At 59.5% G+C, this 14,356-nt stretch carries 12 protein-coding genes; 6 read left to right on the top strand and 6 right to left on the bottom strand.

The window, feature by feature from the left end:
- Positions 1 to 154 precede the first annotated feature (154 nt).
- Complete coding sequence (gene thrH, locus HDC30_RS08235) at positions 155 to 772, bottom strand: bifunctional phosphoserine phosphatase/homoserine phosphotransferase ThrH (RefSeq protein WP_183782135.1); 618 nt, start codon at positions 770 to 772, stop codon at positions 155 to 157.
- 163 nt (positions 773 to 935) lie between these two features.
- Between thrH and HDC30_RS08230 the strand changes: the two genes are divergently transcribed.
- From HDC30_RS08230 to HDC30_RS08220, 3 genes are all read left to right on the top strand, one after another.
- Entirely contained in the window at positions 936 to 1,670 is a 735-nt protein-coding gene (locus HDC30_RS08230; protein WP_003223260.1) for a phosphoadenylyl-sulfate reductase, read from the top strand.
- A gap of 579 nt (positions 1,671 to 2,249) precedes the next feature.
- On the top strand, positions 2,250 to 3,788 hold the full coding sequence (locus HDC30_RS08225; protein ID WP_183782132.1) for an NCS1 family nucleobase:cation symporter-1: 1,539 nt from the start codon (positions 2,250 to 2,252) through the stop codon (positions 3,786 to 3,788).
- 53 nt (positions 3,789 to 3,841) lie between these two features.
- Complete coding sequence (locus HDC30_RS08220) at positions 3,842 to 4,570, top strand: aspartate/glutamate racemase family protein (RefSeq protein WP_027613303.1); 729 nt, start codon at positions 3,842 to 3,844, stop codon at positions 4,568 to 4,570.
- 116 nt (positions 4,571 to 4,686) lie between these two features.
- On the opposite strand, the gene HDC30_RS08215 is transcribed toward HDC30_RS08220, so the two are convergent.
- Positions 4,687 to 5,613 (bottom strand): LysR family transcriptional regulator, encoded by a 927-nt coding sequence (locus HDC30_RS08215; protein ID WP_183782130.1) that lies wholly within the window; start codon positions 5,611 to 5,613, stop codon positions 4,687 to 4,689.
- Between the two features lie 126 nt (positions 5,614 to 5,739).
- Here HDC30_RS08215 and HDC30_RS08210 point away from each other — a divergent pair, with 126 nt between their 5' ends.
- A complete protein-coding gene (locus HDC30_RS08210) occupies positions 5,740 to 6,486 on the top strand; it encodes a 3-oxoacyl-ACP reductase family protein (RefSeq protein WP_183782127.1) in 747 nt (248 codons plus the stop codon).
- Between the two features lie 65 nt (positions 6,487 to 6,551).
- Here HDC30_RS08210 and HDC30_RS08205 read toward each other — a convergent pair whose 3' ends face one another.
- Positions 6,552 to 7,247 (bottom strand): HAD-IA family hydrolase, encoded by a 696-nt coding sequence (locus HDC30_RS08205; protein WP_027613306.1) that lies wholly within the window; start codon positions 7,245 to 7,247, stop codon positions 6,552 to 6,554.
- A 246-nt stretch (positions 7,248 to 7,493) separates the two neighbouring features.
- Here HDC30_RS08205 and HDC30_RS29435 point away from each other — a divergent pair, with 246 nt between their 5' ends.
- Complete coding sequence (locus HDC30_RS29435) at positions 7,494 to 12,272, top strand: RHS repeat-associated core domain-containing protein (RefSeq protein WP_183782124.1); 4,779 nt, start codon at positions 7,494 to 7,496, stop codon at positions 12,270 to 12,272.
- Complete coding sequence (locus HDC30_RS08195) at positions 12,269 to 12,700, top strand: DUF6896 domain-containing protein (protein WP_027613307.1); 432 nt, start codon at positions 12,269 to 12,271, stop codon at positions 12,698 to 12,700. Before HDC30_RS29435 ends, HDC30_RS08195 begins: the two co-directional genes overlap by 4 nt.
- Positions 12,701 to 12,850: 150 nt before the next feature.
- Here the strand turns inward: HDC30_RS08195 and HDC30_RS08190 are convergent, their stop codons facing one another.
- The 3 genes from HDC30_RS08190 to HDC30_RS08180 form a co-directional block, all read right to left on the bottom strand.
- Entirely contained in the window at positions 12,851 to 13,021 is a 171-nt protein-coding gene (locus tag HDC30_RS08190) for a hypothetical protein (RefSeq protein ID WP_169844085.1), read from the bottom strand.
- Positions 13,022 to 13,144: 123 nt separating this feature from the next.
- Positions 13,145 to 13,570 carry a YMGG-like glycine zipper-containing protein gene (locus tag HDC30_RS08185; protein ID WP_027613308.1) on the bottom strand — a complete coding sequence of 142 codons (426 nt, stop codon included), beginning with the start codon at positions 13,568 to 13,570 and terminating at the stop codon, positions 13,145 to 13,147.
- 134 nt (positions 13,571 to 13,704) lie between these two features.
- The gene (locus HDC30_RS08180; protein WP_007960728.1) at positions 13,705 to 14,073 is read right to left on the bottom strand and encodes a glycine zipper domain-containing protein; all 369 of its coding nucleotides are present in this window, start codon (positions 14,071 to 14,073) and stop codon (positions 13,705 to 13,707) included.
- Between the last annotated feature and the right edge of the window lie 283 nt (positions 14,074 to 14,356).

Genomic DNA, 14,356 nt, shown 5'->3' with positions numbered 1-14,356 from the left:
AGCTCTGCCGAGTGGCATTCACCCTGATGAAGAATCAGGGCGAATACCGATCAGTTTGAGATTCTAGGGTTGCTGAGCAACATAGAATCTCCCACATTAGGAATGCATTTCCCTGTGGGAGCGAGCCTGCTCGCGAAAGCGTCCTTCCAGACGACTACAAACTCAACGCTCTGTTAGAAGCTTTGAGGAACTGCTGCTTCAACTCGGCAAACGTATGCACCGCCGGAAACTGCGGGAACTCGCGAATCACGTTGTCCGGCGCATGGAACAGAATTCCCGCATCCGCCTCACCCAGCATGCTCGTGTCGTTATACGAATCCCCCGCCGCAATTACCCGGTAGTACAGGCTCTTGAATGCCAGCACCGACTGACGCTTGGGATCTTTCTGACGCAATTGATAGCCGGTCACCCGCCCGCTGTCGTCAGTGATCAGGCGATGGCAGAGCAAGGTCGGGAAGCCCAGTTGCCGCATCAGCGGCTGGGAGAATTCGTAGAAAGTGTCCGAGAGAATCACCACCTGAAAGCGCTCGCGCAGCCAGTCAACGAACTCCACCGCGCCATCCAGCGGCTTGAGGGTGGCGATCACTTCTTGAATGTCCGAGAGTTTCAGGCCGTGCTCGTCGAGGATGCGCAGACGCTGCTTCATCAGCACGTCGTAATCGGGAATGTCCCGGGTGGTGGCCTTGAGGGATTCGATTCCGGTTTTTTCGGCGAAGGCGATCCAGATTTCCGGCACCAGTACCCCTTCAAGATCCAGGCAAGCAATTTCCACAAGACACTCCCGTTTGTAGTGATTATTGAGTCGAGCGAGCCCGAACTCTAGCGACTCCCCCGCCACCGCGCAACGCAGCGGGCACACCCTACTCCGCCGCTTTTTGTTACCATCGCCGCCATATAGAGCGCCCAGCGCCACCGACCTGTAGGAAGCCGCCCTGATGAGCCCAACGTTCGATGTCGTGGAACTCGCCACGACCTATGCCAACAAATCCGCCCAAGACATCCTGAAACTCGCGTTCGCCGAGTTCGGTGACGAGCTGTGGATATCTTTCAGTGGTGCCGAGGATGTGGTGCTGGTGGACATGGCCTGGAAGCTGAACAAGAACGTCAAGGTGTTCAGCCTCGACACCGGCCGCCTGCATCCGGAAACCTATCGCTTCATCGATCAGGTGCGCGAGCACTACAAGATCGATATCGAACTGGTGTCACCGGACTACACGAAGCTGGAACCGTTCGTGAAGGAAAAAGGCCTGTTCAGTTTCTACAAGGACGGCCATGGCGAATGCTGCGGCATCCGCAAGATTGAACCGCTGCGGCGCAAACTGTCCGGCGTCAAAGCCTGGGCCACCGGCCAGCGCCGCGATCAGAGCCCGGGCACCCGCAGCGCCGTGGCGGTGCTGGAGATCGACACCGCGTTCTCCACGCCCGAACGCACCCTGTACAAGTTCAACCCGCTGGCGCAGATGACCAGCGAAGAGATCTGGGGTTACATCCGCATGCTCGAACTGCCGTACAACAGCCTGCATGAACGCGGCTTCATCAGCATCGGCTGCGAACCGTGCACCCGCCCGGTGCTGCCGAACCAGCACGAGCGCGAAGGCCGCTGGTGGTGGGAAGAAGCGACGCAGAAAGAGTGCGGGCTGCATGCGGGGAATATCATCAGCAAGGCCTGATTTCCAATTCCAGTGACATCCTCTGTGGGAGCGAGCCTGCTCGCGAATGCGTAGTCTCAGTCGACATCTTCGTTGACTGATCCAACGCATTCGCGAGCAGGCTCGCTCCCACATTTTTCAATTGCGCCACCTTAAAAATGTGTACACACGAATGTCACCATCGGTGCCATTTATGTGTGCACTTTTTGCTTTCACGCCCTGAAAAGTTACATCCCTGCTGAATTCCCCTGCGCTCCGCCACCTCCGCAAAATCCCTCGCAAAAAATAAATACCTGTTCAATCGGTCAATTTATAACCACTGATTTTCAGTCACTTAGCGCTCATCGATAACTTTTCGAAATGAGCACAGCGCTGCATAGATCGCTGACTGGCACAGATCTGGCTTTGGTGCATACATGTTTTGTATACAAAACTGCAAAACATCAATCCACACTTTCGATCCGCAAGCCTGAAGCGCCCTATCCCGTACAGGCTGCAGATGCCCCGTAACCAGTGATGTCTGCTGGCCGCGACGAAGATTTGTCGAGCCCTGAGCTCATGCACAGTCATCGCGGCCCCGCCCATCAGGAGCCTGCCGGAATGCGTACAAGTCTCTCCAACAACATCGCGCTGAATCTGCCCGCCTCTGCACTCGACCAGCCATTGCCCAACGCGGGTCTGGCCGAACCGTTACAACTGAGCCCACGCCTGCACAACAGCGACCTGGCACCGACCCGGGCCGAAGGTCGGCGCTGGGGCAAATACAGTATTTTTGCCCTGTGGACCAACGATGTGCACAACATCGCCAACTACTCGTTCGCCATCGGTCTGTATGCGCTGGGCCTGGGGGGCTGGCAGATTCTGTTGTCGCTGGGGATCGGCGCGGCGCTGGTGTACTTCTTCATGAACCTGTCCGGCTACATGGGGCAGAAAACCGGGGTGCCGTTTCCGGTGATCAGCCGGATCAGTTTCGGCATCCACGGCGCGCAGATTCCGGCGTTGATCCGCGCGGTGATCGCCATCGCCTGGTTCGGGATTCAGACGTATCTGGCGTCGGTGGTTTTTCGCGTGCTGCTGACGGCGATTCATCCCGGTTTCGCCGATTACGACCACAACTCGATCCTCGGCCTGTCGACCCTCGGCTGGGTGTGTTTCGTGGCGATCTGGTTCGTGCAGTTGGCGATTCTCGCCTACGGCATGGAAATGGTTCGTCGCTACGAAGCGTTTGCCGGCCCGGTGATTCTGCTGACCGTCGCCGCCCTCGCCGCGTGGATGTACACCCAAGCCAACGCCACGATTGCCTGGTCGATCCGCGAACCGCTGAGCGGTGGCGAGATGTGGCGCAACATCTTTGCCGGCGGCGCCTTGTGGCTGGCGATCTACGGCACGCTGATCCTGAATTTCTGTGACTTTGCGCGTTCTTCGCCGTGCCGCAAGACCATCAAGGTCGGCAATTTCTGGGGCCTGCCGGTGAACATACTGGTGTTCGCCGCCATCACCGTCCTGCTCTGCGGTGCGCAATTTCAGATCAACGGACGGATCATCGAAAGCCCGACCGAAATCATCGCCTCGATTCCCAATACGTTCTTTCTGGTGCTCGGTTGCCTGGCGTTCCTAATCGTCACCGTGGCGGTGAACATCATGGCCAACTTCGTCGCCCCGGCCTTCGTCCTCAGCAACCTGGCGCCGAAGTACCTGACCTTCCGCCGCGCCGGGCTGATCAGCGCGACCATCGCCGTGCTGATCCTGCCGTGGAACCTCTACAACAGCCCGCTGGTGATCGTGTACTTCCTCTCCGGCCTCGGCGCCCTGCTCGGCCCGCTGTACGGGGTGATCATGGTCGACTACTGGCTGATCCGCAGAGGCCGGATCAACGTCCCGCAGTTGTACAGCGAAGACCCCAACGGCGCCTATTACTACAGCCGTGGAGTGAATTTCCGCGCGGTGGCGGCGTTCATTCCGGCAGCGTTGATCGCCATCGTCCTGGCGCTGGTGCCGGGCTTCCACAGCATCTCGCCGTTCTCCTGGCTGGTGGGCGCCGGCATTGCCGCGATGCTCTACCTGATCATCGCCAAACGTCAGCCGCACTACGCCGACATCAGCGGCGAATCGATCGCCGTCGACAACGTCAGCCATTAACTTCCTTGCGGCCCGGATTTGGGCCGCTGAACTGCCCGCAATAAGGACTTCCCATGCGTATTCTTGTGGTCAACGTCAACACCACCGAATCCATCACCCAGGCCATCGCCCGCTCGGCGCAGGCCGTCGCGTCTCCCGGTACGGAGATCGTCGGCCTGACACCGTTCTTCGGCGCCGACTCGGTGGAAGGCAATTTCGAAAGTTATCTGGCGGCCATCGCCGTGATGGACCGGGTGATGTCCTACGATCAACCGTTCGACGCGGTGATTCAGGCCGGTTACGGCGAACACGGCCGCGAAGGTTTGCAGGAATTGCTCAACGTGCCGGTGGTGGACATCACCGACGCGGCTGCCAGTACCGCGATGTTCCTCGGTCACGCCTATTCGGTGGTGACCACGCTGGATCGCACCGTGCCGCTGATCGAGGACCGGCTGAAACTCTCGGGCCTGTGGGATCGCTGTGCCTCGGTGCGGGCCAGTGGTCTTGCGGTGCTGGAGTTGGAGCACGAACCACAGCGCGCGCTGGAAGCCATCGTGCAACAAGCGGAACTGGCGGTGACTCAGGACAAGGCCGAGGTGATTTGCCTGGGCTGCGGCGGCATGGCCGGGCTGGATGAACAGATTCGTCGCCGCACCGGGGTGCCGGTGGTGGATGGCGTGACGGCGGCGGTGACCATTGCTGAATCGCTGGTGCGGCTGGGGTTGTCGACGTCCAAAGTGCGGACTTACGCGACGCCACGGCCGAAGCAGATCATTGGCTGGGCGGAGCGGTTTGCCCGGTAGACCGGGTTATCGCTCTTCGCGAGCAGGCTCGCTCCCACATTGGATCTGTGGCGTTCAAAAATCCCCTGTGGGAGCGAGCCTGCTCGCGAAAAGGTCAACTCGGTCCCAACCCGTCCTCAAATGGCACTGAACCGCCGAGCCAAACCCTGCTGCGCAAACTGCTCAATCACAAAATCGACAAACGCCCGAGTCTTGCCCGGCAACAATTTATGCTCGGCATAGTAGATCGAAATGTTGCCGTCATCGATGTACCAGTCCGGCAGCACGCGTTGCAATGTGCCCGCCTCGAGATAACCCACGGCAAACGGCATGCTGACCAGCGCGATGCCCAGCCCTTGTGCTGCCGTAGCGCAGGCGGCTTCGGAGTCGCTCATGGTCATTCGCGTCTTGAGGGTCAAGGGCTGACAGAGCTGACTGCCGCCACTGATCAACTGCCAGGAGCGCACTCGACCGGTCTGCGGCGAACGAATCAGGATGCCATCGTGACGTTGCAGGTCATCCGGTTCGGCGATGGCTTCGTGCCTTTGCAGATACTCAGCAGATGCGACCAACACACGATGCGCGGGTGCCAATCTGCGTGCGACCACGCCTTGGGGCAATTCAAAGCCGCCGCCAATCGCCGCATCGAAACCCTGCCCAATCAAATCGACCTGACGGTTATCAAAATGCCAGTCAGGGTTGATCGCCGGAAACCGACGTAAAAATTCTTGCAGCAATGGCACGATGTACAAGCGCCCGAATACCGTGCCCATGCTGACTTTCAACGTCCCCGCCGGCAGCCCTTCCACACTCGCCAGATTGGCCACCGCATTCTGAATCGTCGTCAGACTGCCACTGACCTGACTCAAAAACAGCTGGCCGGCCTCGGTCAGGGTCAGGCTGCGTGTACTACGCTGGAACAGCCGTACACCGAGCCGCACCTCGAGCTTCGCCACACTCTTGCCGACGGCGGCCGGGGTCAGGCTCAAGCGCCGGGCGGCCTCGGCAAAGCTGCCGACTTCGGCGCTGCGCACGAAGCATTCGATACTGCTGAAAGTTTCCATGATCGCCACTATAAACTTCTGGTTTACACAGACTATAGCAATCATGGTCTACACGGTTGTCGATGCGAGGCCGATACTCGGCTCCAACTACAAGGCACCCCGCCTTGAATTCTCTGGAGATCGAACATGACCACTCAACACCTCAGCGGCAAAGTCGCTCTGATTCAAGGCGGTTCTCGTGGTATCGGCGCCGCCATCGTCAAACGTCTGGCCGCCGAAGGCGCCGCTGTCGCATTCACCTACGTCAGCTCTACCGCCAAGGCCGAAGAGTTGCAGAACAGCATCACCGCCAACGGCGGCAAAGCCCTGGCGATCAAGGCCGACAGCGCCGATGAAGCCGCAATCCGCAATGCTGTCAGCGCCACCGTCGAAGCCTTTGGCCGCCTGGATATTCTGGTGAACAACGCCGGCGTCCTGGCCATCGCGCCGCTGGAAGACTTCAAACTGGAAGACTTCAACCAGACCCTGGCGATCAACGTACGCAGCGTGTTCATCGCGTCTCAGGAAGCCGCTAAACACATGGGCGAAGGCTCGCGCATCGTCAACATCGGCAGCACCAACGCCGACCGCATGCCCTTTGGCGGTGGCGGGGTGTACGCGATGAGCAAATCGGCGCTGGTCGGCCTGACCAAAGGCCTGGCCCGTGATCTCGGCCCGCGCGGCATCACCATCAACAACGTGCAACCCGGCCCGGTCGACACTGACATGAACCCGGCCCATGGCGATTTCGCCGAGAGCCTGATCCCGCTGATGGCGGTGGGCCGTTACGGCACTGCTGATGAAATCGCCGGTTTCGTCGCTTATCTGGTCGGCCCGGAAGCCGGTTACATCACCGGTGCCAGCCTGACCATCGACGGTGGTTTTGGCGCCTGATTGCGCTGAATCCCGGATACAAAAAACGCCGCACCTCTTTGCAGAGGGCGGCGTTTATTGGCTGATCAAGCCCACTCCAGCGCCGGCAAACCGCAGGCACTCGGGGTAAACGCCTTGAGCGTGCGCAGAATCCCGTCGGCATGCGCGTATTTTTCATCGGCCATGGCCGCGTCGGGAATCGCAATGGCAGTCATTCCCGCCGCTTTCGCGGCGGTGACGCCAAACGGCGAATCCTCGAACACCAGACAGTCTTCAGGCGCTACACCCAGACGCCGGGCGGCGGTGAGAAAGATGTCCGGCGCCGGTTTTGCTGCGCCAACTTCGGGGTCGTCGGCGGTGACGATGAAATCGAACAGGGCAAACCAGTCGCGGTGCAAGGTGGTTTTCTGGCCGAACGACTGCCGCGACGAACTGGTGCCCACGGCGATCGGAATGTTGTGCGCCTTGAGGTGGCGAATCAGCTCCTCCGCGCCGGGCATCGCCTGGGCCTTGGGAAAGCGTTCACGCATCAGCGGCTCGCGGATCAGCAGAAACTCTTCGGCGCTGATCGGCAGATCCAGCGCCTGCACCACGTAGTTCGCCAGGTCATTGGCGCCACGACCGATGATGTTCTGTTTAACGCTCCAGTCGAAGGTTCGCCCGTAACGCTCGGCAATGAGCGAGGTGACCTCGGTGTAGATGCCTTCGGTGTCCAGCAGCAAACCGTCCATGTCGAAAATCACGGCCTTGATCGGGCCAAACGTCTTCATCGGTGCATTCATCATCGGATCCGTTATCAAAAACATCCCGGGCGGCCCAGCCGGCGCCGCTACGCGGATCTGATTAATGGGTTCAGCAGCATAGCGAGGCCAGCGGACATTGAGCAACGGGCAATGTTTACGGGCGGTGGAATGACTCGCTGACATTTAGCGAAATGCCCTACAGATAACGCCTACTTTCCCGACTTCTTTCCACTTTGATCCCCCGCAAAGTCCGCGCACCTCTTTCACGTGCGCGAGTGCTTGCGAATGTTCCAAACCGATCGGCTCCTGGCCCTGAACAACAGCATCGGCCTGCTGGTGGTTGCCGCCCTGAACCCGCAACACCCGGACTTTGAAAGGCTGATCCGCGAGTTTCGCCTGTGCCTGAACGACTACGAGGCCTGGGCCGAGCAGTTCTGGACGGGTACGGCACTGGATGTCGAGCAGGTGTTCAAGGTCGGCGACGACGTGCACCTCAGCGCTCCGGTCAAATCCCGCCAGCCGATCCAGACCTCGGTGGTCATGTGCCCCGCCAGCGGCCCGTTGACTCTGGTGCACCTGTTCGAGGCAGTGCGCTTCGTACCGATCGGCAATACCCCGGTGATGCTGGAACCGGTGATCGGCGAAGTCGACGGGGTATTGAGTTTCGGTGAACCGCTGCGCCATACCATCGGCCCGAGCGGCATTCTGGAAGTCAGCGACTGCGACCGGGGCCAGCGTTATCGCATCACCTTCTTTCCTGATGTTTCCACCGACCATATCCAAGCGCTGTACGCCTCCTATGAAGAGATTCTGGACGGGCTGGAGGTCTGGCTTCGCCAGGAGTGGGACGGGTTTCAGCCGCTGTGGGCGGAGTTTTCCGGCGCCGGTTTGGCTGATCGTTACCAGCAGTTGCAACAGGCCGACTGGCGCGGTTTCGAGAAAGCCCTGCACGACATCTGGGATGACGTTAAACAGCTGTTTGCCCTGCTCGCCGACCTGCAGGCCAACAGTGAAAAACTCCTGCAGTACTTGAGCGATGTCGAGTTGCAAGCGCTGCTCGACGCCTCCGGCGAGGCCATCGCCAATGGCTTGCTGATCCTTAGTGACGAGCCGTTGCTGTTTATCCATCTGGCAGCCTTCACCAGTTGGTTGAAGATGCTGCCGCCGCAGTACCTGGCGGAAGTGGTGGCAGAAGTCCGGGTCGAGTTGTTGATCAGCTTTTTGCTGATGCGCGTTTGCGGCGGCGTTGGCGTGCCCGTGCGACTGAGCAGCAAGGTGCTGAGCAAGATCAAGTCGCCCCGGGCGCGGCAATGGCTGGCAGCGTCGGCGTTGCGCCTGGGCGAGCTGACTTCCCCTGCAGATCTGAACAAGCATGCGGGTGCGCTGAAGCCGTTGATGGTCAATGCACGCAATGTGTCTTTGAAGCCGACACCAGCGATCCCTCTGAACATTCGCCAGGCCGACTCGGTCGTGCTGAGTGTGCCGAATCCGGCGCCGATGGCGCGGGAAAAGTCGCGGAACACCACCCGGATGGAGCGTCACGACCCCCGCGACGATGCTTCGAACCAGGCTAAAAACCCCAACGGCGACAGCGCCGATTGCGCACCGCTGACCTGCACCAACGGCTGTCCGGTGTCGATGGTTACCGGCGAGGAATTGCTGACCCTGACCGACGGCACGCTCGATGGCCTGCTGCCGTTCGAGTTCACCCGGCTGTACCGCACCAGCGCGGTGGAGATCGATGTCGGGCTGGGGGTTGGCTGGAGTCATTCGCTGGCGCATCGGCTGGAGTTCGATGGCGAGGGGGTGATCTGGGTCGATCACGAAAATCGCCGCACGCGGTTTCCGTTGCCCAGTGTGGAGCGGCCGCAGATTCACAACAGCTTGTCGCGGGCAGCGATTTTTCTCGGGGAGGAGCCGGAGGAACTGATCCTCGCGCTGGCCGGGGATACAGCGCGGTTTTATCACTTTCGTGCCGGGCGGTTGGTGGCGATCAGTGATGCGTATGGCAATCGTCTGACGGTGCATCGCGATTTTTCCGAGCGTGTGCAGCGCCTGGATAACGGGGCCGGGCGGTCGTTGTTGTTGCGCTACGACCGGGCGCATCTGGTGGCGGTTGATTACCAGGTGCTTGAGGCTGATGGCTGGCGCACCGAGCAAACGCTGGTCAGTTATTGCTACGACGCCCGTCAGCGGTTGTTGGCCGCGACCAACGCCGTCGGTGACAGCGAGCGTTACGACTACGACGATCAGCACGTCATCCTGCAGCGGCAACTGACCGGCGGCGCGAGCTTTTTCTGGGAGTGGGAGCGCTCGGGCAAGGCGGCGCGCTGCGTGCGGCACTGGGCGTCGTTCGCGCAGATGGACACCCGTTACGTCTGGGCCGATGACGGCAGCGTCGCGGTGCACTACGTCGATGGCAGCGAAGAAACCTACGTCCACGACGACAGCGCACGGCTGGTGCGCAAGGTCGAGGCCGATGGCGGTGAGCACCTCAAGGCTTATGACGACGCGGGCCGGCTGATCGCCGAGCAGGATCCGCTGGGTGCGGTCACCGAATATCGCTACGACGACGTCGGACGGCTGATCGCGCTGCTTCCGCCGGACGATGAGCCAACGTCCTACGAATACCGCAACGGTTTCCTGCACAGCCGTTCTCGCGGCGAGGCGGTGTGGACGTTCCGACGCAACGCCGAGGGCGATGTCACCGAGGCGGTCGATCCTGACGGTCAGGTCACCCATTACTACTACGACACGCGCGGGCAATTGCTGTCGATCCGCTACCCGGACACCAGCCGGCACAAGTTGTCGTGGAACGACCTCGGGCAACTGATCGAGGAAACCCTGCCCGACGGTGGTGTGCGGCGCTTTTCCTACGACGCGCTGGGGCGACGGACGACCACTTGCGACGAACACGGCGCGATCACCCGTCAGCAGTGGGATGCCGTTGGCCGACTGGTGCAGACGACATTTCCTACAGGTGCCACTCGCGCCTACAGCTATGGCGCTTACGGCCAAGTCACTGCCGAGCGCGACGAACTCGGGCGCATCACCCGCTACGAGTATGACGACGACCTGCACCTCGTCTCGCGCAAGATCAATCCCGACGGCACGCGGGTGCAGTACCGCTACGACCATGCGCAACTGCTGCTCACGGAAATCGAGAACGAGTCCGGGGAAAAGTACCGGCTGGACTACACGCCAACCGGATTGATCCGACAGGAAACCGGCTTCGACGGCCGGCGCACCGCTTACGCCTACGACCGCAACGGGCACCTGCTGGAAAAGACCGAGTTCGGTGATGACGGCTCGACGCTGGTCACCGCCTACGCGCGTGATGCGGCCGGGCGCTTGCTGCTGAAAACCCTGCCCGACGGAGTTGAGGTGGCTTACACCTACGACCGCCTGGGCCGATTAACCGGGGTCGATGACGGCCAGCAACATCCACTGGCCTTTGAATATGACCGGCAGGACCGGCTGATCACCGAGCATCAGGGCTGGGGCACCCTGCGTTACACCTACGACGCCTGCGGCCAGCTCAAGCGCCAGCGTCTGCCGGACAACAGCAAGCTCGATTACCACTACGCCAAGGGCGGCGCGCTGACCGCCATCGACCTCAATGGCACGCGGCTGAGCAGCCACGTCTATCAATCGGGTCGCGAACAACAACGCCAGCAAGGCCTGCTGCTCAGCGATTATGCCTACGACGATCAGGGACGTTTGCTGGCCCATGCTGTAGGTCATCAGCACGACTCGCTGTATCGCCGGGATTATGCCTACAGCGCCAACGGCAATCTGGAGCACATTGCCGACAGCCGCCACGGCCAGCGCACCTATGGCTATGACGCCCTCGACCGCTTGATCCGCGTCCGTCACTCGCGCGACGAACTGCCGGAATCCTTCGCCCACGACCCAGCCGGCAACCTGCTGATGCAGGATCGTCCCGGGCCGACCCGGATCAAGGGCAACCGCCTGCTGATGCAGGGCGATCGCCATTACGACTACGACGCCTTCGGCAACCTGATCCGCGAACGCCGTGGCCGCGACCAGCAACTCGTCACCGAATACCGCTACGACTGCCAGCACCGCCTGATCGGCCTGACCCGCGCCGACGGCCAAACCGCGACCTACCAATACGACGCCTTCGGCCGGCGCATTCGCAAAACCGTCGACGGCCAGACCACCGAGTTCTTCTGGCAAGGCGACCACCTCGTCGCCGAAAGCAGCAAAACCCACCACCGCAGCTACGTCTACGAACCTGGCACCTTCCGCCCCCTGGCGCTGCTCGACGGCAAAGGCCCGAAACGCGCTTGCCCGTTCTACTACCAACTCGACCACCTCGGCACCCCGCAGGAACTCACCGACTACAGCGGCGAAATCGTCTGGTCGGCGCAATACGACGCCTACGGCAAGGTGTCGGCGATCACCCTCGCGGGCGAGGACTACCTGGACCAGCCGCTGCGGTTTCAGGGGCAGTATTTCGATGCGGAAAGTGGCCTGCATTACAACCGGCATCGGTATTACGACCCGAGGTTGGGCAGGTATCTGACGCCGGATCCGGTGAAATTGGCTGGAGGACTAAACCAATACCAGTACGTGCCGAATCCGACGGGTTGGGTGGATCCGTTGGGGTTGAATTCCAATTGTCCGCCGCCGAATAAGCCTGGGTGTGAAGTACCGGGTGGGATTGTTGGGGCTAAGGTTGATGAGGGTGAACCGCAGGTACCAAATCTAACTCATGGCGTAGACCCAAAAACATTGAAACGAACACATGCGCTCATGGGGAAAACCTCAACTAGACTAGTCGAGAAAATGAGGATAGAAATGGGAGATATTGGGTTTAACCGCGAGTTTCCTATAGATGTCGCTGAGCACCACGGAAACCTTTACATTTTAGATGGCCATCATAGAGCTTCGGCTGCACGACAAACCTCTACCGAAGTAACGATCCAGCTAATAACCAACATCGAAGATCACCACGGCAACCTAAACACTATTGAAGAAGTGCTAGAGTCAGCGGCTAACGTCGGTAATGACAGATTGGAGCATCGCAGAAGAAGATGAATAAAAAAGACAAAAACCTTGAAGACCTCATTAACGACTTTCTTTCTAAGGTTGATAGTGCGACGTTGCTGCTCGAGAAAAGATTTGGTACCAGAAATATCCTGAGGCTTTGGCGCAGCAATCAAATACAACGGTGCGGTAACATAACTGACAACACCCAATACGAGCTTCATGGAGTTGGATGCATCGTTCACTTCACTACAGAATCAGTGAATTTCGATTACGGTTCAAACAGTAGAATCGACGGTTTTGATGTTTGGCGCCTTTACATTTATGCCAGTGACAGGCCATCCAAATATAAAAAATACTGCGACAAAAAAACAGTTGAAAAGGAGTTTAAAGAGTACATCGCATCAGGCCGAATAAAAAAAATGTCGGCATCAGATAATCTTTACATACTCATCAACCCTGATTTAACTGCCAAATAACAAAATATTTTGTCGGTTTGCTTTCGTCCGCCTTGACGATTGTTTAACAAGCTTGACCTCGAGAACAAACCAATCCGAATCAAAGGGCCTGAAGTACAGGCCCCGGATACTTAAATTCAGTGCGCCGCCACGCTCGACTTTCAAGACAACTTATTGCTCATCCTCATCCTCTTCATACTCCTCATCCAAAGCCTCATCCGCATCATTCAACGGCACCGTCGCATCATCCATCAGCGACCCCGGATCCTCGTTCCCCGGATCATTGATAAACGGCAGACCACTCGGGCCTTTTTCTTCCTTGCCTTCGGTTTCGGGCGTCATGGCAAACCTCTACGTCTGGTGGGTTGTATAACGTTCGAAAAGCCTTACAGCCAATCGTTCCAGTGTCCGACCGCCAGAAACGAAAAACCCGGCGCCAGGCCGGGTTTGTTTTCGAATATTCAATCAGTGATGGCGGTTTTTGTGTTTGTACTTGTTGTGCTTGTGACCACCACCGGAATGAGCTCTGCCACCGTCGTCACCCAGGTTGTTGCCCACCGCACCACCCGCTGCGCCGCCCAAACCGGCACCAATGGCCGAACCAGTGGAGCCGCCCAGGCTGTTGCCGACCACTGAGCCGCCGGCAGCGCCGAGACCACCGCCAATGGCGGCTTCGGTGCGATTGTGTTTATTCGCCCCGACCGCGCTGCCCGCCGCGCCACCGACACCTGCGCCAACCGCGGCACCGGTGCTGCCACCTAGCTGGCCACCGACCACGTTACCGAGGACACCGCCCAAACCGCCACCTACGGCGGCGCTGCCATCTCCGGCGGCCATCGCACCTTGAGCGATGAATAATCCGAAAAACAGTGCAGACAATGACAAGCGCATTTGAACCTCACAGTTCCCGAATCGGGAGGGTATGCCCATAGGGCCTATGTCAGATTGGAGACATTTTTCGAGAAAACGTTCAGCCATGAAAAAGCCCGACATCGAGCCGGGCTTTTTCTGACAAACGTTCGCTATCAGTGACGCTTGTGACCTTTGGACAGGTTAGCGCCGACGGCACCACCCGCAGCGCCACCCAGACCGGCGCCAATGGTCGCGCCATTTCGGCCACCCAGGCTGTTGCCGATCACCGAACCACCGGCCGCGCCAACACCACCGCCGATAGCCGCTTTGGTGCGGCTGCCCTTGCCGGCTGCCATCGCACTGCCGGCCGCGCCTGCAACACCGGCACCAATCGCTGCGCCCGTGCTGCCGCCCATCTTCTGGCCGACCACGTTACCCAGCGCGCCACCCAGACCGCCGCCGAGTGCAGCAGTGCCTTCACCGGCGACCGCACCTTGAGCAACGAGAAGCCCCAGAACCAGAGCAGGCAATGTTAGACGCATGACGAAAACCTCAAAAATAGGGAAATCAAAAGGGGCCGAGATTGAAAGCTGCCGACGCGCTGAAGTCCAGAAAAATCAGCTGCCGCCGCGCACTTGGCGCCGATTGGACAGCGATTTCGCCAAAGGTTTTATCGCAGGCAAAAAAAAGCCCGCTGGGGAGACGGGCTGGAGACTTGCTTTCTAACGGATGGCTTCACCCTACGACCGTGGACGTGAAAAGTTTGTGAAAAAGACCAAACCGGGCCAAGAGTTTGTAGGAGATTTCCTTTTCATAAACAGCAGG

This window comes from Pseudomonas sp. JAI115, assembly GCF_014200835.1.
Lineage (GTDB): Bacteria > Pseudomonadota > Gammaproteobacteria > Pseudomonadales > Pseudomonadaceae > Aquipseudomonas > Aquipseudomonas putida_A.
The sequence above is the reverse complement of the archived record's forward strand: the minus strand, read 5'-3'. Positions and strand labels throughout refer to the sequence as shown.

What these genes read in the sequence shown, in the direction of transcription:
- HDC30_RS08210 (WP_183782127.1), top strand. Translation starts at nt 5,740, where the DNA reads ATGACCACTCAACACCTCAGCGGCAAAGTCGCTCTGATTCAAGGCGGT.
- HDC30_RS08215 (WP_183782130.1), bottom strand. Translation starts at nt 5,613, where the DNA reads ATGGAAACTTTCAGCAGTATCGAATGCTTCGTGCGCAGCGCCGAAGTC.
- HDC30_RS29435 (WP_183782124.1), top strand. Translation starts at nt 7,494, where the DNA reads ATGTTCCAAACCGATCGGCTCCTGGCCCTGAACAACAGCATCGGCCTG.
- HDC30_RS08195 (WP_027613307.1), top strand. Translation starts at nt 12,269, where the DNA reads ATGAATAAAAAAGACAAAAACCTTGAAGACCTCATTAACGACTTTCTT.
- HDC30_RS08180 (WP_007960728.1), bottom strand. Translation starts at nt 14,073, where the DNA reads ATGCGTCTAACATTGCCTGCTCTGGTTCTGGGGCTTCTCGTTGCTCAA.
- HDC30_RS08205 (WP_027613306.1), bottom strand. Translation starts at nt 7,247, where the DNA reads ATGAATGCACCGATGAAGACGTTTGGCCCGATCAAGGCCGTGATTTTC.
- HDC30_RS08230 (WP_003223260.1), top strand. Translation starts at nt 936, where the DNA reads ATGAGCCCAACGTTCGATGTCGTGGAACTCGCCACGACCTATGCCAAC.
- HDC30_RS08225 (WP_183782132.1), top strand. Translation starts at nt 2,250, where the DNA reads ATGCGTACAAGTCTCTCCAACAACATCGCGCTGAATCTGCCCGCCTCT.
- HDC30_RS08185 (WP_027613308.1), bottom strand. Translation starts at nt 13,570, where the DNA reads ATGCGCTTGTCATTGTCTGCACTGTTTTTCGGATTATTCATCGCTCAA.
- HDC30_RS08220 (WP_027613303.1), top strand. Translation starts at nt 3,842, where the DNA reads ATGCGTATTCTTGTGGTCAACGTCAACACCACCGAATCCATCACCCAG.
- HDC30_RS08190 (WP_169844085.1), bottom strand. Translation starts at nt 13,021, where the DNA reads ATGACGCCCGAAACCGAAGGCAAGGAAGAAAAAGGCCCGAGTGGTCTG.